Annotated in this window: 16 protein-coding genes, 1 pseudogene and 1 riboswitch; of the genes and pseudogenes, 10 read left to right on the top strand and 7 right to left on the bottom strand. The window is 65.1% G+C overall.

Annotated features, from left to right (window positions below; all coding sequences use genetic code 11):
• Positions 1 to 46: 46 nt before the first annotated feature.
• Complete coding sequence (locus IMW82_RS02430) at positions 47 to 1,060, bottom strand: LacI family DNA-binding transcriptional regulator (protein WP_211003766.1); 1,014 nt, start codon at positions 1,058 to 1,060, stop codon at positions 47 to 49.
• Between the two features lie 418 nt (positions 1,061 to 1,478).
• Between IMW82_RS02430 and IMW82_RS02425 the strand changes: the two genes are divergently transcribed.
• From IMW82_RS02425 to IMW82_RS02405, 5 genes and pseudogenes are all read left to right on the top strand, one after another.
• Positions 1,479 to 4,739: a TonB-dependent receptor gene (locus IMW82_RS02425; protein WP_211003765.1), complete on the top strand. Its 3,261-nt coding sequence runs from the start codon at positions 1,479 to 1,481 to the stop codon at positions 4,737 to 4,739.
• 71 nt (positions 4,740 to 4,810) lie between these two features.
• Positions 4,811 to 6,103, top strand: a complete 1,293-nt coding sequence (locus tag IMW82_RS02420; RefSeq protein ID WP_244754139.1) for a hypothetical protein — start codon at positions 4,811 to 4,813, stop codon at positions 6,101 to 6,103.
• Between the two features lie 40 nt (positions 6,104 to 6,143).
• Complete coding sequence (locus tag IMW82_RS02415; RefSeq protein ID WP_211003764.1) at positions 6,144 to 8,408, top strand: glycoside hydrolase family 3 C-terminal domain-containing protein; 2,265 nt, start codon at positions 6,144 to 6,146, stop codon at positions 8,406 to 8,408.
• 199 nt (positions 8,409 to 8,607) lie between these two features.
• A complete protein-coding gene (locus IMW82_RS02410) occupies positions 8,608 to 8,802 on the top strand; it encodes a hypothetical protein (protein ID WP_211003763.1) in 195 nt (64 codons plus the stop codon).
• 245 nt (positions 8,803 to 9,047) lie between these two features.
• A pseudogene (locus IMW82_RS02405) lies at positions 9,048 to 9,632 on the top strand (IS30 family transposase); the annotation flags it as partial.
• 82 nt (positions 9,633 to 9,714) lie between these two features.
• Here the strand turns inward: IMW82_RS02405 and IMW82_RS02400 are convergent.
• Both IMW82_RS02400 and IMW82_RS02395 read right to left on the bottom strand, forming a co-directional pair.
• On the bottom strand, positions 9,715 to 11,094 hold the full coding sequence (locus IMW82_RS02400) for an ATP-binding protein (RefSeq protein ID WP_108472302.1): 1,380 nt from the start codon (positions 11,092 to 11,094) through the stop codon (positions 9,715 to 9,717).
• Positions 11,091 to 11,750, bottom strand: a complete 660-nt coding sequence (locus tag IMW82_RS02395; protein WP_108472303.1) for a response regulator transcription factor — start codon at positions 11,748 to 11,750, stop codon at positions 11,091 to 11,093. Before IMW82_RS02395 ends, IMW82_RS02400 begins: the two co-directional genes overlap by 4 nt.
• A 387-nt stretch (positions 11,751 to 12,137) precedes the next feature.
• On the opposite strand from IMW82_RS02395, the gene IMW82_RS02390 reads away from it, so the two are divergent.
• The 4 genes from IMW82_RS02390 to IMW82_RS02375 all read left to right on the top strand — a co-directional run bounded on the left by IMW82_RS02390 (position 12,138) and on the right by IMW82_RS02375 (position 19,715).
• Positions 12,138 to 13,958 (top strand): hypothetical protein, encoded by a 1,821-nt coding sequence (locus tag IMW82_RS02390; RefSeq protein ID WP_108472304.1) that lies wholly within the window; start codon positions 12,138 to 12,140, stop codon positions 13,956 to 13,958.
• Positions 13,959 to 14,019: 61 nt separating this feature from the next.
• Positions 14,020 to 15,054, top strand: coding sequence for a YncE family protein (locus IMW82_RS02385; RefSeq protein ID WP_108472305.1), 1,035 nt, complete (start codon positions 14,020 to 14,022; stop codon positions 15,052 to 15,054).
• Between the two features lie 124 nt (positions 15,055 to 15,178).
• Positions 15,179 to 18,166 carry a TonB-dependent receptor plug domain-containing protein gene (locus tag IMW82_RS02380; RefSeq protein WP_159082204.1) on the top strand — a complete coding sequence of 996 codons (2,988 nt, stop codon included), beginning with the start codon at positions 15,179 to 15,181 and terminating at the stop codon, positions 18,164 to 18,166.
• 148 nt (positions 18,167 to 18,314) lie between these two features.
• Positions 18,315 to 19,715, top strand: coding sequence for an MFS transporter (locus IMW82_RS02375; protein WP_108472355.1), 1,401 nt, complete (start codon positions 18,315 to 18,317; stop codon positions 19,713 to 19,715).
• Between the two features lie 422 nt (positions 19,716 to 20,137).
• Here IMW82_RS02375 and IMW82_RS02370 read toward each other — a convergent pair whose 3' ends face one another.
• The gene (locus IMW82_RS02370; RefSeq protein WP_234411363.1) at positions 20,138 to 21,178 is read right to left on the bottom strand and encodes a hypothetical protein; all 1,041 of its coding nucleotides are present in this window, start codon (positions 21,176 to 21,178) and stop codon (positions 20,138 to 20,140) included.
• Positions 21,179 to 21,325: 147 nt separating this feature from the next.
• Positions 21,326 to 21,730: a VOC family protein gene (locus IMW82_RS02365; RefSeq protein WP_211003762.1), complete on the bottom strand. Its 405-nt coding sequence runs from the start codon at positions 21,728 to 21,730 to the stop codon at positions 21,326 to 21,328.
• Positions 21,731 to 21,937: 207 nt separating this feature from the next.
• Positions 21,938 to 22,038, top strand: a riboswitch (glycine riboswitch).
• Positions 22,039 to 22,077: 39 nt separating this feature from the next.
• Between IMW82_RS02365 and gcvP the strand changes: the two genes are divergently transcribed.
• A complete protein-coding gene (gcvP, locus tag IMW82_RS02360) occupies positions 22,078 to 24,948 on the top strand; it encodes an aminomethyl-transferring glycine dehydrogenase (RefSeq protein WP_108472308.1) in 2,871 nt (956 codons plus the stop codon).
• An 86-nt stretch (positions 24,949 to 25,034) separates the two neighbouring features.
• Here the strand turns inward: gcvP and IMW82_RS02355 are convergent, their stop codons facing one another.
• Positions 25,035 to 25,424 (bottom strand): hypothetical protein, encoded by a 390-nt coding sequence (locus IMW82_RS02355; protein ID WP_108472357.1) that lies wholly within the window; start codon positions 25,422 to 25,424, stop codon positions 25,035 to 25,037.
• Between the two features lie 40 nt (positions 25,425 to 25,464).
• Positions 25,465 to 26,403 carry a sensor domain-containing diguanylate cyclase gene (locus tag IMW82_RS02350; RefSeq protein WP_108472309.1) on the bottom strand — a complete coding sequence of 313 codons (939 nt, stop codon included), beginning with the start codon at positions 26,401 to 26,403 and terminating at the stop codon, positions 25,465 to 25,467.
• Position 26,404: the final 1 nt, after the last annotated feature.

Raw genomic sequence — 26,404 nt, 5'->3', positions numbered from 1 at the left:
CCGTTGGTCCGCGCGCCAGGCCCCCTGCGCCGGTGCTGGACGGATATTACGGTTTCCGGGGCGCGGCCGTGGATGCGCGCAAGTGCACCTCGTAGGGCACCCGCGCCTGCTGGGGGGCGGAGGCGTCGCGGATCGACTGCAGTACGCTTTGCACGGCAAGGCAGCCGAGCTCGCGGCATGGCTGGTGCACCGTGGTCAGGCCGGGCGAGATCAGCTGCGATACCGGCGTACCATCGAAGCCGCATACCGACAGGTCGTCGGGAATCGCCAGCCCGCGTTCGTAGGCCTCGCGCATCACGCCGCAGGCCATGTCGTCGTTCGCCGCGAAGATCGCCGTGGGCGGGCGCCGCTGGTCGAGCAGCGCCCGCGCGCCCGCCGCCCCCGACGCGAAGGCGAAATCCCCGTCCACCACCAGCGACTCGTCGAAAGCGATGTCGGCCCGGCGCAGCGCGTCGCGATAACCGGCGAGCCGCCAGCTGCGGGCGCCGTGCCCCTGCAGCCCGGCGACGTGGCCGATGCGCTGGTGCCCGAGCGAAATCAGGTGCTCGACGATCTCGGCCGCCGCCCTGCGCTCGTCGAAACCGACGTCGATGCGCGATTGGTGCAGCCTGGAGGAGATCGTCGCGTAGGGAATGTCCAGCTCGTCGAGGCGTTGCAGCAACTTGGCGTTGTTCGCGTGCGGCGGCACCAGCACCAGCGCGTCCGGCCGGTGCGTGGCCACGAAGCCGTCGATCCGCGCGGCCAGGTCATCCGCTGCGTCGAACGGATGCAGCACCGCGTTGTACGGTGTCCCCTTGCACGCTTGCAGCACGCCCACGATCAGCTCCATGGTGTAACTGGAACCGGCCATCGGGTTGTCGTACAGCAAGGCGACCAGGTACGAGCGGTTCCCCGCCAGGCTGCGCGCCGACGCATTCGGCACGTAGTTGAGTGCACTGATCGAGGCCTCGATCCGCGTGCGCAACCTGGCACGCACGCTCGGATTGCCGTTCAGCACGCGGGATACCGTCTTGGTGGATACGCCGGCATGCGCAGCGACGTCTTCGATTCTCGCAGGCATCTGCAGATCCCGCCCCCGTATGGTTTGCAGCGTTCCATGCTACCCCAAGTGGAACGCGCACAACCATCCGGATTTCAGCAATTACGCACGAAAGTACCAGCGCTAGTATTTTCTATTGACAGCGCTGGTACATTTGATTAGCTTGCGACGGGTGCAGGAGTTCGTCGTGCGGGGGCGCAACGCAGGGAGGGAGGGGAAGTCCGTCGACTGTGGTTCGCGAAGCGCCCTGCGGCGGCTCCGCCGCCAGCCGTCCATGCGACTGCAACTTCCACCCGCCGGCTGCGAAGGCATGCGGGGTTGCACCTGGCCGACGACGGCGGGCGATGGTCTGGGGTCTGGACGGCTGGCGGAACAAACCGAGGTCGAGGGGCGGAACTGCGTTGGTCGAGCATTCACTGAAAACCGGGGAGATATCGAAGTGAAGAAGCAATCCGTGCATCCGCTTGCAGGCGGCGCCAGTCAGCTGCGCCTGCTGCCCATCGCGATCGCGATGACGCTGTTCGTGGCCGGCCCGTCGCATGCGCAACCTGCACCGCAGGATGCGGACCAGACCGCGCAGGCTGCACCCGCGGCGAAGAAGGATTCGAAGGTCGTCGCAAAAAAGAAGAACGCTGCCACGACGGCGAACGAGAAGGAGGCGAAGCAGCTCACCGGCATGACCGTCAACGGCTACTCGTCCAGCCTGAACCGTGCGCAGAACATCAAGCGCTACGCCGACACCGTGGTCGACGCGATCTCGGCGCAGGACGCCGGCTCGCTGCCCGACCTGTCGGTGACCGAGGCCCTGCAACGCGTGCCAGGCGTGGCGGTCAGCGCCTTCGGCGTCGCCGCCGACCCGGACCATTTCTCGATCCAGGGTTCGGACATCAGCCTGCAGGGCCTGCCCTACACCAGCACGCTGTTCAACGGCCGCGAGGTGTTCTCCGCCGGCGGCGGCCAGGGACTCAACTTCTCGACGGTGTCGCCCGAGCTGATCGGCTCGGTGGTGGTAAGCAAGAACCAGACGGCGGACATGATCGAAGGCGGCATCGCCGGCTCGATCAACCTGAACACGCGCATGCCCTTCGACAGCAACAAGGATACCCAGGCCTCCGTCACCCTCGGCGACTACTGGGGTGACCTGGCCAAGAAGGGCACGCCGCAGATCGCCGGCCTGTTCAGCCACAACTGGAATACCGGGATCGGCCGCTTCGGTTTCCTCGCCAACGTGGCCTACGACCGCATCGACCAGACCGACAATGCGATTTCCGTGGTCGATTACCAGCGGCGCTGCAATGGCTGCAACCTGCCGGGCGGCAGAACCGACGCCTTTCCCGGCCTTGCGCCGGGCGAATATCGCTATGTGCCGGTCGGCGGCGATCTTCGCCACCAGGACGAGACCAGCACGCGCTTTGGCCATGCACTGGCCCTGCAATGGGAAAGCCCGGACAAGACCTGGCAGGCCGCGCTGACCTGGAATCGGGCATCGGATTCCGAAACTACCTTCGAGCACACCCTGCAGGCATCGACGGACGGTTGCAACGGCCAGACGCTGGCCGGTTGTGCCGTGCCGCTGGCGGGCACCACGCCGGTGTACGACGCCAACGGCGTATTCCAGTCCGGCACCATCTCGGGCGACCCGGCCGCATCGACCTTCCTGCCGTTCACCTATGGCGGCGTGCCGACGCAGCTCGATACCGCCGCTTTCAAGCGGCGTTATGTGACCAACGACTACGCCTTCAACCTGAAGTGGAACGTCAATGATCGGCTGCACCTCAGCCTGGACGCGCAGGACACCCACTCCGATTACTCGGATTCCTACTACTACATCCGCCAGATGACCCAGGCGAACTGGTACGTCGCCACGCACGGCGACAACGTACCCACGATCAGACTGTTGTCGCCCGATCCCAACGAAACGACGGCCCAGTATTTCGCCAACCCCAACAATACCTATTGGTCAGCGGCACAGGATCACCAGGAGAAATCCTGGGGCAACCAGCGCGCCTTCCGCCTGGACGGCAGCTTCGACGTGGACAAGGGCCCGCTGGACAACATCCAGTTCGGCTTCCGGCACAGCGACCAGAAAGAAACGCTGTATTCCTCGCCATACAGCTACTTCTGGGACATCAGCACGCCCTACGCTGGCGGGAACGGTCTGGCGGTCACGGCCGCAAACACACCCGCCTACGTTTCCCCGTACCACGTCAACCTGCCGGCCTTCGGCAACGGCGATTTCGGCGTGGTCGCGCCCTTCTTCAACCTGAATCCGCAGTCGCAATTCTGGCAATCCGTCGCCGCGATGAAGCAGATCAACCAGCAGTCGCTGGCCATCAATCCGGGCTGGAGCTGGTGGAGTCCCTATTACACCAACTACGAACGCGACCAGTACGGCTATACCTTCGTGCCGGGCACGCATTACCTGCCGCAGGAAATCTCCTCCAACGGGGAGAAGACCAACGCCACCTATCTCCGCCTGAACTTCAGCAACGGCAACCTGGATTTCCTGAGCGGCCTGCAAATCAGCGGCAACATCGGCGTGCGCTACGTGCATACCCAGGACGATGCCGCGGGCTACATGCTGCTGCCGGACATGAAGCAGGCTCTCGGCAACGCCACCGTCGCGCAGTATTGCCAGGGCGTAACGAAGAACGGCACCCAACCGGCCTCGCCGGGCACGTTCTGCGCGCTCACCTCGGCGCAGCAGCAGCAATACGTGACCTTTGCCAACGGCGGGTATAGCCCGATAAAGGCCAGCAACGGCTACGGCAACTGGCTGCCCAGCTTCAATCTGTCGATCGGCTGGACGGACGACCTCATCACCCGCTTCGCATTCTCCGAGTCGATCTTCCGGCCGGCGCTCAACCAGCTGGAGGCCGGCCAGTCGATCAGCGGACTGCTGCCTTACGGCACCAATGGCAGCACCGAGCCGACGGTGGGCAACGGCTACAACGGCACGAACCCGTACCTCAAGCCCATCACGGCGCACAATTTCGACCTGACCCAGGAGTGGTATTTCGGCAACGCCGGTTCGCTGACCGGCATGCTGTTCTGGAAGCAGTTGAACCACACCATCCAGTACATCACCAACGTGGTGGACACCACGGTGACGAACAACGGCGTGACCTATCCGGAGCAATACACGGCGGGCCTGGCCAACCTCGACCAGAAGGGCAGCGTGGGCGGGGCGGAACTGGCCTACCAGCAGAAATTCGATTTCCTTCCTGGCTGGCTGTCCGGCTTCGGCGTGCAGACCAACTACACCTATATCAAGCCGCATGGACTGGCCTTCGGCGTGGTCAACTACTGCCCCGCCACGTATCTGCCGGCCACGCAGTGCGTCAACCAGCTCAAGCTGCCGCCCGGCGAATTGTCCCGCGATACCTTCAACTTCACCGCGTATTACGAAAAGGGCCCGCTGTCGGCACGACTGGCGTGGAACTGGCGCTCGCAGTTCCTGATCACGGGCCAGGAGGCGGATTATCCGTTCCTGCCGGTCATGGCCGAGTCCCAAGGCAAACTGGACGGATCGCTGATCTATGCGATCAACCCGCACGTCAAGGTGGCACTGCAGGTATCCAACCTGCTGAACTCGACGTTCAAGAGCCGCGAGATCATCGACACCAACGGCACCACCGTGCCCAAGGGCTTCTTCCGCGACGACACCCGCTACAACCTCAGCCTGCGCGCAGACTTCTGACCGGGCCCGTGCAACAGGCTCCCGCCATGGCGCATGCCGGACCACGTGCCATGGCGGGATGGCGACACAACATGGCGAGTTCCCCAGTTGCCGCCATTCCCGCGAAAGCGGGAGTGGCGGCCTTGTTCGCCTGCCTGCTGCTCACCGCGTCCACGGCAACGCCGGCGCACGTGGCAACCACGATGCCCGCGACGTCCGGGATTGCAGCGCTCGAGCGTGCAGGCTGCGACGCCATCGCCGTGCGTGTCGATGCGCTGCCGGGCAACACTCCGGTACTACTACGCAGCTACGACAGCAGGCGCGGGCAAGACGCGCCCGCCCTGCTGCCACTGCATTCGGCGGCGTTTACTTACGACAACGCGCTCGCCGTCATCGCCCTGCTCGCCTGCGGCAGGCGGCCACAGGCGGAACGCATCGGCGAAGCGCTGCGCCTCGCGGCCATGCATGACACGCGCCTGCGCGATGCGTATCGCGCGGGTGCCGTCGCAGGCGACAAGCCCTTGCCGAACGGCTGGCAGGATGCGCGGCGCAAGCAATGGGTCGATGCCGCGCACCAGTACTCCGGCGCATACCAGGACGGCAGCTCCTGCGGGAACGTCGCGTGGACCGCGCTGGCGTTGCTGGCGCTGCACGACGCCACCGGCGAGACGCGCTGGCGCGATGCCGCCGTGCATCTCGCCGACTGGGTCGTCGCCCACGCGTCGGACGCGCACGGCGCGGCCGGCTTCCACGGCGGCATAGAGTCCTACCTGCAGGTGCCACGCAAGGCATCGTGGAAATCGACCGAGCACAACATCGACCTGGCCGCGATGTTCGCGTGGCTGGCCCGGATCTCCGCACCCGGCGACGACTGGAACGCGCAGGCGAAGCGCGCCCGTGATTTCGTCGCGCAGCAATGGGATGCCGCGAGCGGGCATTTCTGGACGGGCACCGAAGGCGACGGCGTGACGCCGCTGCGCTCGCCGTCCGCCCTCGATGTGCAGCTCTGGGCACAACTCCTGCCGGACACGCCGAAGGCATGGCGGCGCGCGCTGGGCTGGGTCGAACGCAGGCATGCGGTCAACGGCGGCTACGCTTTCACCGATGCCCGCGACGGGATGTGGACGGAAGGCACCGCGCAGGCCGCGCTCGCCTGGCGATGGGTCGGCGACGAAGCCAGGGCGGACACGCTGTTCAACGCGATCGCGCAGCAAGCCTCGCCGGGCGGCTTCCTCTACGCCACGCCCGAGCCACGCATCGTGGCGCTGTATGCCTGGTACTACCACCGGCCATGCCTTGCCGCGACGGCATGGGCCGTGATCGCCGCATCGAATCGCAACCCGTACCTGCCGAGTCACGCGTTTGCCACCCGGCACCCGCGATGAGCATGCATCCAATCTGTTCCGGAAAAACGAAGGGGACGTCATGGCACTTCACAAGACCCGCATTGCTTCCTTGATCGGCATCGCCCTGCTGGCCTTCGGCGGGACATGCGCCGCCGCGAACGCGAGCGGCGGCGCGCGCCCGTGGATGAACGCCGAACTGACGTCCGACCAGCGCGCCGACCTCGTGCTGAAGGCGATGACGCAGGACGAGAAATTCCGCCTGATCCGCGTCGACTTCGGCGACACCGAGAACGGCCACGTGATGGCGCCGGGCGCGCTGGGTTCGGCCGGCTACGGCCCTGCGATCGCGCGGCTGGGCCTGCCGGCCATCCAGGAAAGCGACGCCGGCCTCGGCGTGGCCAAGCCGCACAAGCTCGGCGCCACCGCCATGCCCTCGGGCCTGGCCACCGCAGCCAGCTTCGATCCGGCGATCGCCCGCGAAGGCGGCGCGATGATAGGTGGCGAGGCGCACCGCCGCGGCTTCAACGTGATGCTGGCCGGCGGCGTGGACCTGGTGCGTGACCCGCGCAACGGCCGCAATTTCGAATACGCGGGCGAGGACCCGCTGCTGGCCGGCGTGATCGCCGGCAACGCCATCGCCGGCATCCAGAGCCAGCACCTCGTCTCCACCATCAAGCACTACGCGCTCAACGACCTGGAAACCGACCGCACCACGCTGAGCGCGAACATCGACCGCGCCGCCGCGCGCGAGTCGGACCTGCTCGCCTTCGAGATCGCCATCGCGATCGGCCACCCGGGCTCGGTGATGTGCTCCTACAACCGCATCAACGCGGTCTACGCCTGCGAAGACGGCTGGCTGCTCAACGACGTGCTGAAGCACGACTGGCACTACCCCGGCTTCGTGATGTCGGACTGGGGTGCGGTGCACAGCGGCGCGAAATCCGCGCTGGCCGGACTGGACCAGGAATCGGCCGGCGAGACCTTCGACAAGGAGGTGTACTTCGACCAGCCGCTGCGTGCCGCGGTGGCTTCCGGCCAGGTGCCGCAGTCGCGCATCGACGACATGGCCCGGCGCATCCTGCGCAGCCTGTTCGCAGCCGGCGTGATCGATCATCTCGCCAAGCAATCGCCCATCGACTTCGCCGCCGACCGCAAGGTGGCGCAGCGCGCCGAGGAAGCCGGCGCGGTGCTGCTGCGCAACCAGGACGCGTTGCTGCCGCTGTCCACCGTGCAGTCCGTGGCCGTGATCGGCGGTCATGCCGACAAGGGCGTGCTGACCGGCGGCGGTTCCTCCGCAGTGCAGTCGCCGCAAGGCAATGCGGTGCCGGGCCTGCCACCATCCGAATGGCCGGGCCCGCGCATCTACCAGCCGTCAGCACCGCTGGCCGCGATCAGGCAACGTGCGCACGGCACGGTGAGCTATGCCAGCGGCGAGGACATCGCCGCCGCCGCGAAGCTGGCGGCACAATCGAAAGTGGCCGTGGTGTTCGTGGAGCAGTGGGCGGCGGAAAGCTTCGACACGCCGCACCTCGCCCTGCCGGGCAACCAGGATGCGCTGGTGGCCGCGGTGGCGAAGGCCAACCCGCACACCATCGTGGTGCTGGAAAACAACGGCCCGGTGGCGATGCCGTGGCTGGACAAGGTCGGCGCCGTGCTGGAAGCGTGGTACCCCGGCGCGGCTGGCGGCGAGGCGATCGCGCGGCTGCTGTACGGCGAGGTCGATCCCTCCGGCCGCCTGCCGCTGACCTGGCCGCGCGACGAATCGCAACTGCCGCGCCCGGCCATCCCAGGCGCCGGCCTGGCGTCGATCGGCCTGCCGTCGCAGGGCCGACCGGCGCAGGACGTGGACTACAACATCGAAGGCGCCGACGTGGGCTACCGCTGGTACCAGCGCCAGCACCTCGAACCCCTGTTCCCGTTCGGCTACGGCCTCACTTACACGCACTTCGACTACAGCGACTTCAAGCCGCATGTGGAAAACGGCAAGCTCACCGCCTCGTTCATCGTCACCAATCGCGGCGCACGAACCGGCGTGGACGTGCCGCAGCTCTACGTGACCCTGCCCGGTTCGAACAATGCGCGGCGACTGGCCGCCTGGTGCCGCGTCACCCTGAAGCCCGGCCAGTCCGCGCATCTCACGGCCACCACCGACCCACGCCTGCTGGCGAAGTTCGACGGCAAGAGCCAGCACTGGCAGCAGCCCGCCGGCGACTACCAGCTGCAACTGGGCCATTCAGCGACCTCGTTCCAGGGCGAAGGCAAGGCGACGCTCACTGCAGTCTCCTGGGGCGCCGACGCATCGCCCCCGGGTGCACCTCAACCCTGTGTGACGGATAACCGCTGAGCCGGCACACCATATCGGGATGTCAAACGAGAGCACGTTTCGCCAACTTGGGTAACTCTGCCCTACCCCAATAACACAGGCTATCCGTGTTGCACTTGTTGAGCCCGGGCTTACGCGCACATCGTTCGAAGAAAACCTGACGCGCGCGGACCAACCTCTTCCGGCGTATGCCAACGAACGGTTGCGCAGCGAAAGCCTAATGCGCAAGGGGGTCGAAGCAGGCGATCCGCCGCGGGTCGTCGCCGACACGGTGGTCAAGGCTGCGACCGTCCGGCAACCGAAGCTGCGCTATTCCGCAGCCAAGCAATCGCGCCAAGTCCGGTCCCTTCGCCGTTTCATGCCGGAACGTTTGGTCGACAGCATCCTCCGCAAGTGCAACGGACTTCCAGCGTAGTCACGCGAAGTCACTGTCAGTCGGAAGCGCGGTGTGACGACTCAACTAGCCAACCCGGCCAGGTTGGCATTCCCGTTGACCGCTACCAACCGCTGGGCCTTCTCGATCAAGCCCGATTGCTCGCCGCATAACGCGCGGGGGTATCGGCGCGAGGGTGCGTCTTCGCTTATCGAACGTCGCGCCGACCTGTCGAAGCTATGGTGTCGGATTCAGTCGGTCGATGTAACGCCGTTTTTGCTTCGCGCCACCTGCGACGCACGCGGGCCATGCGTCGATCACGGCACCGCACGCAAAAAACGGATAACCATGGTCAAATCAGTCACATGGTATCGATCAGTGAAAGGCCGGCCGAAGCGGATGACCGGGCTGTGCCAGGCCATTGGGAGGGTGACCTACTGTTCGGCGGCAGGAATACCCAGATCGCCGCACTGGTGGAACGCCAGACGCGCTACGTGATGCTAGTGAAGGTGTCGGGCAAGGACACCGAGACTGTCGTCGGTGCTGATCAAGCATACCCACCATCTACCGCGGGAACTCTATCGGTCGCTCACCTGGGATCGAGGCAAGGAATTGGCCGACCATCGCCGTTTCACATTGGCCACGGACATCCAGGTTTACTTCTGTGACCCGCAAAGCCCTTGGCAGCGCGGATCGAACGAGAACACCAACGGTCTCTTGAGGCAGTATTTCCCCAAGGGGCGGACCTGTCGGGACACAAGCAGGCTCAGCTCAACGCCGCAGCAAGGCGTTTGAACGAGTGGCCAAGGAAAACCCTAGACTACGAAACACCGGCGGAGCGATTTCATCGACTCGTTGCATCGGCCGGCTGAATCCGTAGTCGAAAGCAGACGCTGGCCCTACCCCGATAACTTCCCCTAATCACCCACTCTTCCGCCCATAAAAGAATTCGGGTTACGCAACATTCTGTACACGCTCGTCGCTCGCAGGCAGTTCGAACACCACACGCAAGCCCCCACCCTCTGCGCGCGGCTCCGCATAGATGCGCCCGTTGTGCAGCTGGATGATGCTGCGACAGATGGCCAGGCCCAAGCCGCTACCACGATCTTCCTCGCTGCTCTGGTGGAAGCGCACGAAGCGTTCGAAGGCACGCTCGCACTGATCACGGGTCAGGCCCGGCCCCTCATCCTCAATGCTGACGCGCCAGTAACGAGGTACAAATTCCGACCGCAGTGTGATCAAGCCGCCTGGCGGCGAGGCCCGCAGGGCGTTGGTAAGAATGTTGAGGACGACCTGCCGCAGCCAGCGTTCCTCGAACGCGACCCAACCTTCGCCGCGACACGTGCAGCGCAGGCGTCGTCCCTGGTGCTCAGCCAAGGCGCAGACATCCTGTTCGAAGCTCTGCAGAAAGCGGTGCGGATTCTGCACGACAAGATTCATGTGGATACCCTGAGCCTCGGCGCGCGAGAGAAACAGCAACTCATCCACCATCTGGTTGATGCGCGCCAGCTCTTCCAGCTGCACCTGCACGGCATCCTCCTGCGCCGAACTCAGGTTGCCGTCGACCAGCAGTTTTTCGGCATGCAGTCGCACCAGTGACAGGGGCGTCTTGAGCTCGTGGGACACCTCGGCGCTGAACTGGCGAACTTGATTGAAGGAGGACTCGAGCCGGTCGAACATCTGGTTCAACAGCCGGGCTAGATCGGAAATCTCATCGTCGATACCGGTGACGCTGATGCGTTCGGTAAGGTTGTCGGAGCGTATGCGGTTGGCTGTCTCGCCGATCAGTCGAACCGGACGCAGCATCATGCGGGAAAGTCCCAGTCCGATCACCATGCTGGCCAGGATCATGCCTAATAGCAGCGCCAGGCTGACTTCGGTATAGGCCACCATGGCGCGCTGCATCTGGCCCACCGGTGTACCGATGCTGACGTCGAACGGCGGCAGCAAGAACTCTGCGATGCGCAATTCGCCGACACCGGGCATCTTGCCATTGAAGACCCGTTTGTCCTTCACGTCAGGCAACGGGTTGCCGGCCAGGTTCTTGGAACGGAAAAGGTTGCCATGCCCTGGCGCATCAATGCTGATGTAGAAGAGCACCGATGCGTATTCCGTGGTCTGGCGGATCCGCTCGTCGATAGTCGCCGGGTTCAACGTCGCGTAGTCCGGCCCCAGACGTGCCTTTATCTGCCGGAATTCAGTGGCGTTCAGCAGATCCAGGTCATGAATCATGTAGCCCTGAAGCAGGTGATAGCCGGCAGTGAACAGGCAGGCCAGCGTGAGCGTGACGCTCAGCACGAACCAGAACGTGATGCGCGCCCCGATCGATTTCATACCAGCTGATAGCCGACGCCTCGCAGTGTCTTGAACAGCGGCTCGCCCAGGCCGGCTTCCAGCTTGTTGCGCAGCCGGCTCATGTAGACATCCAGCAAGTTGGTGTCGGCCAACCCGGGCCAGATACGCTCGGAAATGTACGAACGCGTAAGCGTGCGTCCCGCGTTCTGCATGAAGATCTCCAGCAGAGCGAATTCGCGACTGGTCAGATCCACCGGCTGCTCTTTCAGCTTGACGGTGTGGCCGAGCAGGTCGATTCGCACGCAACGGTGGGTGATGACCGTTTGCTTGACCGTCGACTGGCGGCGCAACAGGGAACGCACGTGGGCCAGCAGCTCATCGAAGCTGAAAGGCTTGGGCAAGTAATCGTCGGCGCCGATGTCCAGACCCTTGATACGGTCCTCCACCGTGTCGCGCGCGCTGAGGATCAGCACCGCTTCGTTGAAGCCCGAACGGCGCCACTCGGCGAGCAGATGCAGGCCATCGCCGTCAGGCAGGCTCAGGTCGAGGATGATCACGTCGTAGTTGGTATCGGCCAGCGCATCACGGGCCTCCCTGCAGGTGCCGACCCAGCACACCGTGTAGGCGCATTCGCTGAGCCCCTGCTTGAGAAACTGGCCAAGGCGCTGCTGGTCTTCGACGATGAGAATTTTCATGGCGCACCTGTCTGCCGACATCGCGCGATGAGTGTATGCCAGCCTTGAACGCAACTGGTGACGCGACGCACAAAGCATATGCGCGCCGGAGCGTCGCTCCATGCTCCAGAGCGCGAGGGGAATCCATGCCTATGTCGCGCCGCGGCGCGACAGGCGCTGCCTCTATGCTGATCTGAAAGAATTTTAAGAATCGTTACAGGTATCCGTCAGGTGGCTGCCCTAGTGTCCATGCCACGCAGCTCCGGGTCGTGCGGAAGGGGAAAAAGGGGCAATCGGTGGTGCTGCGTCCGTTGCTATCCACCCCGCCAGCGCCATCCCGTACGGCACGTCGACACCCGCTTCATTTCGCATCCATCGTCGAGGACGGAATCCATGGTTCGTTACGCAATGCTCCTGGCCACTACCCTGCTGGCGCCGCCGCTGCTGGCGCAGACGACCGCACCGAATTACGCCCAGCACCTGGTGGACGAAACGCTCGCCGCGCACCCGGACATCGCCATCATGGCGATGCACGTGACGCCGCCCAAGCAGACCGTCAACGTCATCATCGCCTCCAACATCGGCCGCATCGGCAAGCCGGCCGATTCCGACGACATGGGCGTGGTCAACACCGGCAAGCCGGTGCTGGAGGTGAACAAGGAGGGCGACCACTTCGAGGTCGAGGTGCCGCTGAAGGACGTCACCGATGACACGGTGGGCGCGCTGAGCATCGTCTATCCCTACGCCGCCGGCGACGACAAGGCCGCGCTGGCGAAGAAGGCCGAGGTGGTGCGCGATCAGCTGCGACGCCGCATCTCCAACGTCGCCAACCTGACTCAGCCCTACGCGTTCGACTCCAGCGTGCCTACCCACACCTATGCGCAACAACTGGTCGACCAGACCATGGCCGCGCATCCGAAGCTGCTGATCCTGATGCTGCACATCGTGCCGCCGGGCAAGAGCGTCAACATGGTGGTGGGTTCGAGCATCGGCCGCATCGGCAAGCAGGCCGACGACGACGACATGCGCGCCATCAACACCGGCATCCCCAACCTGGAGGTCAACGGCCACCGCTTCGAGGTGGAGGCGCGCCTGCTCGACGCCAGCGGCAAGACCATCGGTGCGATAGGCATCGTGTTCCCGTACAAGCCGGGCGACGACAAGGATGCGCTGAAGCGCGAAGGGTTCGCGATCCGCGACGAACTGCGCAAGAAGATTCCCTCGCTTGCCGGGCTGATGCAGCCGGTGCCGGCGGCCAAGGTGGCCGACCTCCACCCCACTGCCACGCTGATCGGGCGCAGCACCGGCTGGAAGCCCGGCTACTCGGGCGACTTCGACCACTTCGGCTATGACCTGAAGGGCAACCGCCTGTGGCTGGCGGCGGAGGACCACGGCACGCTGGAGCTGCTCAACCTGCGCACCGGCCGGCATGAGCGCACCCTCACCGGCGTCGAGACGCCGCACGCGATCATCTACCTGCCCAAGGCCAACCGCCTGATCGTCACCGACAGCGGCAAGGGCATGACCAAGGTGTTCGACGCCACCACCTACAAGGTGGTCAGCCACATCGCCCTGGAGCCGGGTGCGGATTCGGCCGAGCTCGATCCTTCCACCGGCCATCTGTACATCGTCACTGGCGGCAAGGACGTGGGCATGAAGGACTGCTTCCTCAACGAGGTCGATCCGCTCACCGGGCATGTGTACAACAAGCTGCGCTTCGACTCCGATCACACCGAGGCGGTGAAGGCCGAGCAGCACGGCAACCGCCTGTTCGTGAATGTCGCCGACCACGACGAAGTGGACGTGGTGGACAAGAAGACCTTCAAGGTGATCGCACGCTGGCCGCTGAGCGGCGCGAAGACCAACCTGAGCATGGCGCTGGACGAGGCCGACCACCGCCTGTTCGTGGGCACCCGCAGCCCCAGCAAGCTGTTCGTGCTGAACACCGATACGGGCGCCACCGTAGCGACGCTCGATGCCCCGGCAACCTCGGACGGACTGTTCTGGGACAGCGTCAGGAGGCGCGTGTATCTGCCCGGCGGCGACGGCGACCTTGGCGTGTACCAGCAGGTGACGCCGGACCTTTATGCCACGCGGCCGCGCATTCCCAGCGCCGTCGGTGCGAAGTCCGGCATCGTGGTGCCGGAGCTGAACCGCCTCTACCTGGCCGCCTCGCCCGGCGAGCACGGCAAGGGCGGCGAAGTGCTCTGGTTCGCGCTGGGCAAGTAGGGGCCGGCCGATGCCTTCGTCCACCCAGTTCAGCCGCCCACGACAGCGTGGACTCCAGGCTATGGCGACCGCGCTGCTGTGCCTGGCGGTGCTGCCGGTATCCGGCCACGCCGCCAGCTTCTATCGGCTGCAATCGGCCGTGACCTTGCCGGGCAAGGCCCCGGCGTGGGACTACCTCAGCTATGACGCCGCGCGCTCGTACCTGTTCATCGGCCGCCGCCACGACGGCGTCACCGTGTTCGACGTGGCGACGCACAAGGTGGTGGCCGCCATCGCCGACTCCGCCGGTGCAAACAAGGCGATCCTGGTGCCGTCGCTGGGGCTGGGCTACACCGTCAACGGTGACGGCTCGACCACCGAGTTCGAGCTCAAGTCGCTGAAGACGATGCGGCGCATCCACTTCGGCAACGACGCCGATGCCGGCAGTTTCGAGCCGGTGACCGGGCAGTTGATATTCACCATGGGCGACAGCGGGAAAGTCGCCTTCATGGACGCCCGCAGCGGCAAGCCGGTGGCGACGCTGCCGATGTCCAGCCATCACATTGAGGCATCGGCGCCAGACGGCCACGGCAACCTGTTCGTGGCCGAGCGCGATCGCGATGCGGTGGTGCGCATCGACGCCCGCACGCACGCGGTCACCGCCACCTGGCCGACCGCGCCGTGCCACCAGCCCACCGGACTGGACTACGACCCGGCGAGCCGGCGCATCTTTGTCGGCTGCCGCAGCGACCAGCCGCTGCTGGCCGTGCTGAACGCGGAAAGCGGCGCCGTGGTGGCCAGCCTGCCGATCGGCCGCGGCAACGACGGCGTGGCGTTCGATCCGGCCACGCACCGCATATACGCCGCCAACGGGCTGGACGCCGACCTGATGGTGATCGACCAGCAGAGCCCCGACCGCTACCGCCTGGAGCAGGCCGTAACCACCCGTCCGATGGCGCGCACGCTGGCGCTCGATCCGCAGCGCGGCCGCGTCTACCTGGTCGCCGCCGAGGGGGGCGTCGATCCGGCAAGGAAGGTAGATACCGCGGTGGCGCCGTTCTATCCGAACTTCTATTTCGACAATAGCTTCACCGTACTGACCTACCGAGAGAACTGAAACAGACATCGAATGGCAGTTGCCGCGTAGCGCCCGGGGGATGGAGATCAATGAATGAGGAATGGGGCTCGCTGCGCGAATTGCCGGGGACTGGACACGACATCACTGTTGGGGGAGACATCACATGCACGACTATCCACGCAAGGCGCTGTTCGGCGCGCTGATCATCGGCCTCGGCCTGACCGGCCACGCCATGGCCGCGACGCCCCAAAGCGCAGACGCGGGCACGCTTACCAAGCAAAAGCAGGCGACCACCACGGCCACCAAATCGCCCAAGGTCGCCAATCTGAACCAGGTCACAGTGACCGGCACCTTGCTGCCGATCGATCCGAACGCCGCGGCCGTTCCAGTTACGACGCTCGATGCCGGCGATCTTCGCCAGACCGGTGTCTCGACCAACATGCTCGACGCCTTGCGCAAGGCCATTCCCGCCTTCGCCGGCCGCAGCAACGCGGGCGCGAGCAACGCGCAGAACCGCAACCAGTTCACCGCCGGCGGCTCGCAGGTCGAACTGCGCAACCTGCCGACGCTGGTGCTGGTCAACGGCCGGCGTATGGCGCTGGATGGGGTCGCCGGCCTGAGCGGCAGCAAGAACTTCGTCGACATCAGCCAGATCCCGGCCGCCGCGCTGGAGCGGGTCGACGTGCTCACCGACGGCGCTTCCTCGCTCTACGGTGCCGACGCCGTCGGCGGCGTGGTGAACTTCATCCTCAAGCGCGACTACCACGGCGTGACGGTCGGCGCGCATTACGGCGCGGCGGACGGTGGCTACAAGGATCGCTCGGCCTACGTGACGTTCGGCGGCGACATCGGTCCGGTGAACATCACGGCCACCGTCAGCGATGCGAGGACCAGCCCACTTTTCCAGAGTGCACGCTCGTTCACCAGCCCGATGTACGGCGTCGTTCCAGGCACGGGCCTGCCGGGCGTCGTCGCTGGCGGCAACTACGTGCTGGCGCCCGGGCTGCTCACGCCGCCCGTGCCGACCGGCGCCGCCGCGACCGCCGGCAGCTACGCGGCCCTGTCGCCGAGCGTCTACACAACCACCAGCGCGGCACAGCTATCCAAGGGATTCGACTATTCCAAATACGCCATGCTCCTGCAGCGGCAGGAGCACAAGAACCTCGTCGTGAACATGACCTCGCAGCCTTTCACCGAGGACCAGATCGAGGCCTCCGGCGACCTGTTGATCTCGCAGAACAAGGTCCAATCAACCGCCTGGGCGGCTGCGGGCCAACCCTTCTCCCATGTCACGCTGACCGTTCCGGCCGGCACGCCCTACAACCCGCTGACCACCGCCGCGACGGGCGTGACCTTCGCCGACATGTCGCGACCCAAGCAGGTGTTCGACACCACCGATGCCTATCGCTTCTCCTTCGGACTCAAGGGCAACCTGCCCTACTCCTGGACCTGGCATACCAGCGTCGATTACAGCGAGAGCAAGCTGACGGAGCGCGACACCAACCTGATTTTTACGCCCAATCTGGCGCGGGCCGTCGCCGGCGGATACGACTCCAACGGCAACGCGGTGGCAGACGGCGCCTACGGCATGGTCTACGGCGGCTATTCGATCGACAACCCGCTCGTGCTGCAGCCGGCGCTCAATCCGTTCGCGGTGACCGGCAACCCGGCGGCCGCGCTGGCCAACGTGCTCGGCACGGAGATGCTGCACGGCGACAGCAAGCTCTACTCCTGGGATGCGCACGCCGTCGGCAAACTGTTCGAGCTGCCTGCGGGGCAGGTAAACCTCGCCGTCGGTGTCAGCTGGCGGCGTGAAGAGGTTTCCGGCCATGCCGACCCGAATGGTCGCGTCACCGATCCTGTCAGCGGCTCCACCGCCGGCAACGACCAGAACTGGAGCGGCGGCCTGTTCACCGATCCCTTCAGTCACGGCCGCAACGTGAGCGCGGTGTACGCCGAGACGTTGATCCCGATCACCTCGAGCAGCATGGGCATCCCCGGCCTGCACCAATTCGACCTCACCGCCGCCAGTCGCTTCGAGCACTACAGTGACGCCGGCAGCAAGAACTCGCCGAAGCTCGGCTTCCGCTGGGAGCCCTTCGACAACCAGCTCGTGCTTCATGGCACCTTTACGAAGTCCTTCGCCGCGCCACCGCTTTATCAGGCCTACGGGCCATTCGACACCCGCCCGGTGACCGACCGCCTCATCGGCATCGTGTTCGGGTCGCAATACGCCGTCGGAAACACCTTCAACGGCGAAGACGGCGTCAACCCGTCGCTCAAGCCATCCACCTCGATGTCGCGCTCCATCGGTTTCGAATTCCATCCGAACTTCATCAAGGGCCTGACGCTCACCGCGGACTATTCTTCGATCACCGTGCGCGGTTTCCCGGGTGGCGCGGACTTCACCACCATCATGCAATCGGTCAACGCGTTGGGTTCGGCGTCGCGCTACTTCGACAGCGTCAGCACGGGCAACTTCACCAACCTCGGCGGTACCGATCCCTTCGGGACCCCGGGCTCGCTGAAGGCGTTCCTCACCAATCCGGCCACCGGCCTGCCCGATCCGAGCAAGTATTCACAGCTCTACGTCATCGACAAATTCCGCAACCAGAGCGTGTTGATCGAGCACTCCTGGATGCTGGGACTGGATTACGATCTTCCCACGGCGCATTACGGAACCTGGGAGTTCTCCAGCAAGGGGATGCTGTTCAACTCGTACAAGTTCCAGCGCTTCGCAGGCAGCTCATACCAGCAGTACGCCAGCAACGCCAGCAACATCGGCGTGTTCGCCGGGACGCTGCCGAAGGCAAGCTTCTACTCGACGCTCGACTGGTCCTACGGAAACCTGGACCTCATGCTGGCGAATACCTACATCTCCTACGTCAATGACGCGGGCGCCGCCGGCACCCTCCCGGGTATCCGGGTGCCGAGCTATACCGTGTGGGATCTGCACGGTTCGTACACTTGGACGCCCGAGGGCTTGGCGAGCGACAAGAGCATCACGCTGTCGCTTGGCGTGAACAACCTCGACAACAAAATGCCACCGATCTTCCCGCGCGCCTTCACCAACCAGTTCACCACCAGCGATATCGGCACGTACTCGCCCATCGGCCGGCTGATCTATGGAGACGTGAAGGTGACCTTCTGAGGATGGCAGGCGACCCGGACGCTGCGTCCGCCCGGGTTCCATTCCGCCTCTCGCTCCGGTCGAATCCTGATGTCGAACTCCCCCGCGATCTCGCCGGTGCCGTGCACTGCCCGACCGGGATCAATCCCACCGCTGACAGGTGAACAACGTGTCTGAAATTGCCTCCGCCAGGATCGCCGCCCGCCTCGACCGGCTGCCGCCATCGCGCACGATATGGAAGATCGTTCTGTGGATCTCGCTGGGCGGCGTGTTCGAGTTCTACGACCTGTTCTTCACCGCCTACGTTGCTCCGGGCATGATGAAATCGGGTCTCTTCACATCGCAATCGTTGGGCTTTTTCGCAAGCCTGGACTCGATCAAGATCGCCGGTTTCGGAACCTTCGTCTTCAGCACCTTCGCGGGCCTGTGGGTGGGCGTGGTGCTGTTCGGCCATATGGCGGACCGCTACGGCCGGCGGCCGGTGTTCACCTGGTCGCTGGTGTGGTACGTGGCCTGCACCGCGATCATGGCGTTTCAGCACAGCGGCGAAATGCTGAACGTCTGGCGCTTCATCGCCGGCGTGGGTTTCGCGGTACAGCTGGTCACCATCGACACCTATATCTCCGAACTGATCCCCGGTGCGGAGCGTGGCCGCGCGTTCTCCGTCAACCAGTTCATCACGTTCGCCGTGGTGCCGCTGGTGGCGCTGCTGGCCTGGCTGCTGGTGCCCCTCAGCCCGCTGGGCATCGACGGCTGGCGCTGGGTGGTGCTGATCGGCTCGATGGGCGCCGTGCTGGTATGGCTGCTGGTGCAGGGGATTCCGGAGAGCCCGCGCTGGCTGGCCCTGCAGGGTCGCACCGACGAGGCGGAAGCCATCATGGCGGCGATCGAGCAGCGGGTGGTCGCGGAGACGGGCAAGCCGCTGCCGCCGCCTGCGCTGGCGCATGCTGAGGAGACCGGCCGCGGGCACTTCGGCGAGATCTTCTCGCCGCAATACCGCAAGCGCACTCTGATGCTGTCGGTATTCAACATGGCCCAAGTCATCGGCTTCTATGGCTTCGCGGCATGGGTACCGACCCTGCTGATAGCGCGCGGCATCACCATCACGCACAGCCTCGAATACTCCTTCATCATCGCCATCGCCAATCCCCTGGGGCCGCTACTCGGCGTGCTCTTTGCCGACCGCATCGAGCGCAAGCTGCAGATCATGCTGGGCCTGATGTTGATGGGCCTGAGCATGCTGGCCTTCGCCATGGCGGACAACCCGGTCGCGCTGATCGCGCTCGGTGTGGTGTTCACGCTGGCGGCCAACGTGATGTCGTATGCGTACCACAACTACCAGGCAGAGCTTTATCCGACTCGCATACGCTCCAGAGCGGTGGGCTTCGTCTATTCGTGGAGCCGCATTGCGGCCGCATTTGCCGGCTTGGCCGTCGGGTATCTGCTCCATGCAGGTGGCGTGCTGGCAGTGGCGATGTTCATCGCAATCGCCATGGTGGTCGGCATTGCAATGATCGGCATTTTTGGCCCGCAGACCAAGGGTGTGGCACTGGAAGAAATCAGCCACTGAAGTTTTAAGACTTTCCTGGGGAAGACGTCGGAGATGCACGCCTACGTACGGCGAGCCTAATGGAAGATGGGAAACCCGAAAACCTTCCCTCAACCCAACACATGGAAATGAGAAATCCCCGACTGGTGCCTTTCTTCGTGCCGATGGCTCGGCGGCCCTGCATAGGTAGCAGCTGTTCCTGAACAGGTTCGATCGAAAGCGCGACTGCCCTACCCCGATAACACAGGCTAATCGCCCTCCGCCACCCTTGTTGGTGCCGGCCTGTCAAAGATCATTTGCGAGTCTTGACGGCTACTTCCAGGCTGGTAGAACCACTCAAAAGCGGGGGAACATCGCAGGGAGTAGCGGGCCTGAAGTGCGCCGCGTCGTGGAATTCGGAGCGCGTGGGTTTCACGCGCTTTCGGTCGGGGCGATGAAGCAGCCTAGAGCCGGGGTTGCGTGATTCGCAGCCTGGATTTGCCCAGCATAGGCTTCAACGGGAAATAGGCCTGGTGCGTGCTGCCGTCCACGGCGACGACGTGGGCATTCGGGCCCAGCACCGCGGTAGCGATCGGTCGAACGGCCTGCCCAGTGACCTTGAAGATCGACACCTCGCCGGATTCACCGGCCACGTAGAGCCAGCCGAGCGAAGCATCGAAGGCCAGGACATCCGGATCATCGGCAACGTCGAAGCTGGCCCGCACCTTTCGACTGGTCAGATCCAGCACCAGCAACTTGCTGTTGTCCTCACAGGCGATGAAGGCCAGACGTGAGGCGCCATCGATGTAGAGGCCGTGATTGCCGACGGCACCGGGAAGGCTGATCCGGCTGATCACCTTGTCGGTAGCCGGATCGATTTCCACCAGCTGCCTGCGGGTCTGCACGTTCGCGAAAATGTGCCGGGTGACCGGATCGTACTGGGTGTTGCCCACCTCGCCGCCCAGCGGGATCGTGGCCACCCGGGCGTTCGACCGCACGTCGATCACGGTGTCGGTGCCACCGTGTTCATCGGAGACATACAGCTTGTGCACGTCCGGGGCATAGGCCATGCCGTCCGGATAATCCCCCGCGGGGGCGCGTGCGATGATCTTGAAGGTTTTCGCGTCGATCGCGACCACTTCATCGGCGCCGGTCGCCGACGCATACACCCGATCCAGCTCTGGCACGTACAGCACGCCGTGGACGGAGCTGACGTCGGGAATGGTCGCCACCACCTTGCGCTGGGCGGTGTCGAACACGACGACGGCGCTGTCGCCCAGGTGCGCCAGGAAAAGAAGATGGCTTCGTTGGTCGAGGCTGGCGTAGTCCCAGCGCGTGGCTCTGCCGGGCAACGGCACCTCCGCGAGCGTGGTCAGCGGCAACCGGCTGCCTGGGCCGCCCGGACCAGCCGCGCTACTGCATGCGGGGGTGGCCACGAACAAGACCGCAAAGGCCATCAGGGACGTCAAGCCCGGGCGGAGGGTGCGATCTGTCTCGATGTTCATGCGCCGGCACTCGTGTCCAAAGCACCCATGCTACGCGCCAGGTGCGTTGCCATGGGAACCACCGGTCACGCCTCCGCGACTGCCGTCGCGCCAGCGCGCCGTTCTGCTGCAGCCCTGTCCGCCGTTGCAAGCGAGCCTCCTAACGTTTTAGGAAAATCCCGCCTTCAGCTCGATCATGTTGCCCTGCGGGTCGTACAGGTAGATCGACGGGCCTTCGCCTCTCGCACCATAGCGCGAACCCAGCTCGCCGATGCGCACGCCATGCGCCTGCAGGTGCGCCACGATCGCCGCCTCGTCGTAATCCTCCACGCGCAGGCACAGGTGATCCATGTTGTGGCCTTCCCTGCCTGGCGCGGCGCCACCATGGCGGCCGAGCTTGCCGTCGATGGACACCAGGTCGATCAGCGAGGCGCCGGCGCGCAGCTGCACCAGGCCGATCTCGTCCTGCCGGCGTTCCTCGCGGCAGCCGAGTACCTCGCAGTAGAAGCGTTGCATGGCCGCGATGTCGATGGCGCGCAACACCACGTGGTCGATTTCGCCGATACGGATCATGGGAGCTCCGGTGGGCCGGGGAATGGGGCATCCGAGCATAACGCGGGAGCGTTCCTGAACCGCATCCAGGCAGGCAGCAACACGCGCCGCCCGCCTGTATAATCGCCGCGGTAAACGCATGGTGGGAGAAGCAGGCGGCCCCAGACCGGGGACGCCCGCTGCCGAAGACGCAACGCCCGTAATCGCTCAGGCTCCCATACCACCACGCGCAAACACTCTGGAGAGACCGGTTGAATCCGGCGCCGAAGGGGCACGAAGCGCAGCCAGCGCGCTTCCAAACTCTCAGGCAAAAGGACAGAGGGGCGCCCCGCGTGCGGCACGGCACGCGAGTCTTCGGATGCCCACTCATGAGCCACAACCCCACTCCTTCCCTGCGCGACCTCGAACACCACGGCGCGTTCATCGAACGCCACATCGGCCCGGACGACGCCGAGATCGCGCAGATGCTGCGCGTCATCGGCCACGATTCGCTGGAGTCGATGACCGACGCCATCGTCCCCGGCTCGATCAAGTCCGCCGCCCCGCTGGCGTTGCCGCAGGCGGTCACCGAAGAGGAGGCGCTGGCGAAGATCCGCGCCATCGCCGACCGGAACGAGGTGTTCCGCAGCTTCATCGGCCAGGGCTACTACGGCACCCTCACGCCGAACGTCATCCTGCGCAACATCCTGGAGAACCCGGCCTGGTACACCGCGTACACGCCGTACCAGGCGGAGATTTCGCAGGGCCGCATGGAGGCGCTGATCAACTTCCAGACGATGTGCGCCGACCTCACCGGGATGGAGATCGCCAACGCCTCGCTGCTGGACGAAGCCACTGCCGCGGCCGAGGCGATGACCCTGGCCAAGCGCTCGTGCAAGTCGAAGTCGAACGTGTTCTTCGTGTCGAACGGCGTGCACCCGCAGACGCTGGAAGTGGTGCGCACGCGCGCCGAACCGCTGGGCATCGAGCTGGTGGTCGGCGCCGATAGCGATGCGGCCGGCACCGAGGCGTTCGGCGTGCTGCTGCAGTACCCGGACACCTTCGGCAGCATCAACGATTATCGGGCGATTGCCGACGCCGTGCATGCGCGTGGCGGCCTGGTCGCGGTGGCCACCGACCTGCTGGCGTTGACCCTGATCGCGGCCCCCGGTGAATGGGGCGCGGACATCGTGGTCGGCAACTCGCAGCGCTTCGGCGTGCCGTTCGGCAACGGCGGCCCGCATGCCGCCTTCATGGCCTGCCGCGATGCGTACAAGCGCTCGATGCCGGGCCGCCTGATCGGCGTGTCGATCGACGCCGAAGGCAAGGCCGCCTACCGCCTCACCCTGCAGACCCGCGAGCAGCACATCCGTCGCGAGAAGGCCACTTCCAACATCTGCACCGCGCAGGTGCTGCTGGCAGTGATGGCCAGCATGTACGCGGTCTACCACGGCCCGGAAGGGCTGACCCGCATCGCCCGCCGCACGCATCGTCTCAGCGCGATCCTCGCGGCATCGCTGCGCCAGGCCGGCGTCAAGGTGGGCGCAAACTTCTTCGACACCCTGCACATCACCGACGTCGATGCCGACGCCGTGCACGCACGTGCCGAAACGCTGCATATCAACTTGCGCCAGATCCACGGTACCTGCATCGGCATCAGCCTCGACGAGACCACCACCCGTGCCGAAGTGATCGCACTGGCTGGCCTGTTCGGTGCCGAGATCGACAATATCGACGAGCTGGACGCTGCCACGGCCGACGCCCTGCCCGCCGCGCTGCTGCGTCAGACTGACTTCCTCACCCATCCGGTGTTCAACACGCACCACAGCGAGCACGAGTTGCTGCGCTACATGCGCGCGCTGGCCGACAAGGACCTGGCGATGGATCGCACGATGATCCCGCTGGGTTCGTGCACCATGAAGCTCAACGCCACCGCCGAGATGATCCCGATCACCTGGCCGGAGTTCGGCAACATCCACCCGCTGGCGCCGACCTCGCAGACCACCGGCTACAAGGAACTGATCGACGGCCTTGAGGCGATGCTGGTCGAATGCACCGGCTACGACGCAGTAAGCCTGCAGCCGAACTCCGGCGCACAGGGTGAGTACGCCGGCCTGCTGGCGATCCGTGCGTATCACCGTTCGCGCAACGAAGCCCATCGCGACATCTGCCTGATCCCCGAGTCCGCCCACGGCACCAACCCGGCTTCCGCCCACCTGTGCGGCATGAGCGTGGTGGTGACCAAGTGCGATGCCAATGGCAACGTCGACGTCGAGGACATCCGCCGCGCCGCGGAGAAATATTCCGACCGCCTCGCCGCGCTGATGATCACCTACCCGTCCACGCATGGCGTGTTCGAGGAAGATATCGTGGCGATCTGCGACATCGTCCACCAGCACGGCGGCCAGGTGTACACCGACGGCGCCAACATGAACGCGCTGGTCGGCGTGGCCAAGCCCGGCAAGTGGGGCTCGGACGTGTCGCACCTGAACCTGCACAAGACGTTCTGCATCCCGCACGGCGGCGGCGGCCCGGGCGTGGGTCCGTGCGCGGTGAAGTCGCATCTCGCGCCGTTCCTGCCGAGGAAGCTCGGTGAAGAAAGCGCAGTCGGCATGGTGAGCGCGGCCAGCTTCGGCTCGGCCAGCATCCTGCCGATCAGCTGGATGTACATCACCATGATGGGCCAGCAGGGCCTGCGCAAGGCGACCCAGGTCGCCCTGCTCAACGCCAACTACATCGCGAAGCGGCTGGCAGCGCACTACCCCACCCTGTACACCGGCCGCAACGGGCTGGTGGCGCATGAATGCATCCTCGACCTGCGTCCGCTCAAGGACGCCACCGGCATCGGTGCGGAGGACGTGGCGAAGCGGCTGATCGACTTCGGCTTCCACGCGCCGACGCTGAGCTTCCCGGTGTCCGGCACCTTGATGGTGGAACCGACCGAGAGCGAATCGCAGATCGAGCTGGACCGTTTCATCGACGCGATGATCCAGATCCGCGACGAGATCCGCGCGATCGAGGAAGGCAAGCTGGACCGCGAGGACAACCCGCTGAAGAACGCCCCGCACACCGCAACCATGGTCAGCGCCAGCGAGTGGACCCACGCCTACCCGCGCGAACTGGCCGCCTTCCCGCTGGCCAGCCTGAAGCTGCAGAAGTACTGGTCGCCGGTGGCTCGCGTCGACAACGTCTACGGCGACAAGAACATCATGTGCGCCTGCATCCCGGTGGATGCGTACAAGGAAGAAGCCGAGGCATAAGCCGCTTCGGCGGCTCGCCCAGGCAGGACGGAAAAGGCCCCGCATGCGGGGCCTTTTTATGTACGGGCGGCAACGCCGCGGCGACATCAATCCGGGGGCGACATGCTCATCTCGAACGAGGTGTAGAACGGCGCGTGCGGTGGAGCGAACAACGAGAGCACGCGCAGCCGCTTCTCGAAACAGACGGCAAAATCGGAGTCGCCCTCCCGCCATGTCGCGACCACCTTGCCGGCTGCGTCCAGTTCCACGACGACGACAAACGGAGGCATGCCCGCCGGTCCCATGGCCCGTGCACACGCCGGGGCGATCCGGTCGATGGCTGCACCCTGCGATTCGAGAAGGGCGTCCGACTGGGTTTTCGACACCGAAGCCTCGTCGCGATCGGCAAGCGCCTTGGCCTCGGCGTAGGACTGGGCCGCTGCAAAAACCGGGAACGCCGAAACGGCGAGCGCCGCGAAAAGAAGGATTCTGCGCACGTCGACCTCCACGCTTCCATCAAATACCGAGGCCGCCCGGCTACCCTGCCACGATGCGGTTGCGCCCCTGCTGCTTGGCCTGGTACAGCCGCTTGTCCACCGTGTCGATGAACGGCCGCAACTCGTCGTCGTGGCCCGGGATCATGGTGCACACACCAACGCTGATCGTCAGCAGCGAGTCGATCGGCGATGACTCGTGCGGGATCTGCTCGGCCAGGAGCAGCTCGCGGCAGCGTTCGGCCAGCTTGCCGGCAGAGGCCTCGTCGGTTTCAGGCAGCACCAGCACGAATTCCTCGCCGCCGAAGCGGGCCAGCAAATCGCGCGCACGCGTGCCCGCCGAATTCAGCACCCGTGCCACGTGCTTCAGGCAGGTGTCGCCTTCCAGGTGGCCGTAGCGGTCGTTGTACTGCTTGAAATAGTCGATGTCGATCATCAGCAGCGACAGCGGCTGGCGGTTGCGCCGCGCGTTGCTCCATTCGAGCTCGATGATCGCGTCGAAGCGCCGGCGATTGGCAACACCGGTCAGGCCATCGCGGAAGGAAAGCTCTTCCATCTCTTTCTGCAGGCTGATCAGCTGCTGCTCGGTGCGCTTGCGCTCGCTGATGTCGAACATGAAGCCGATCAGCGAGTCGACCGTGCCGTCGGGGTTGCGCACCACGTGCACCACGTCGCGGATCCACACGTAGTGGCCATCGCGGGTCAGCGCGCGGTAGTCGGCCTCGTGGTCCACCCCCGCCTGCGACTGCGCCACGCAGAAATCCACCACCCAGTCGCGGTCCTCCGGATGCATGCGGCTGGCCCAGTCAGCCACGCCCACCCAGCTCGACGGCGCCCAACCCAGCAACACCTCGATCTGCGGCCCGATATAGGCGAACTGCTTGCTGTCCCAGTCGATCTTCCACGGGATCGCCCGGGTCGATTCCAGCAGCGTCTTGTAGACGGCACTGCCGGGTCCTGCCTTGCTTTCAAAATCGACCATT

Origin of the sequence: Rhodanobacter sp. B2A1Ga4 (genome assembly GCF_018101315.1) — a bacterium.
GTDB classification, from domain to species: domain Bacteria; phylum Pseudomonadota; class Gammaproteobacteria; order Xanthomonadales; family Rhodanobacteraceae; genus Rhodanobacter; species Rhodanobacter thiooxydans_A.
Note: the sequence above shows the minus strand (reverse complement) of the source record. Positions and strands in the feature narration are given on the sequence as shown.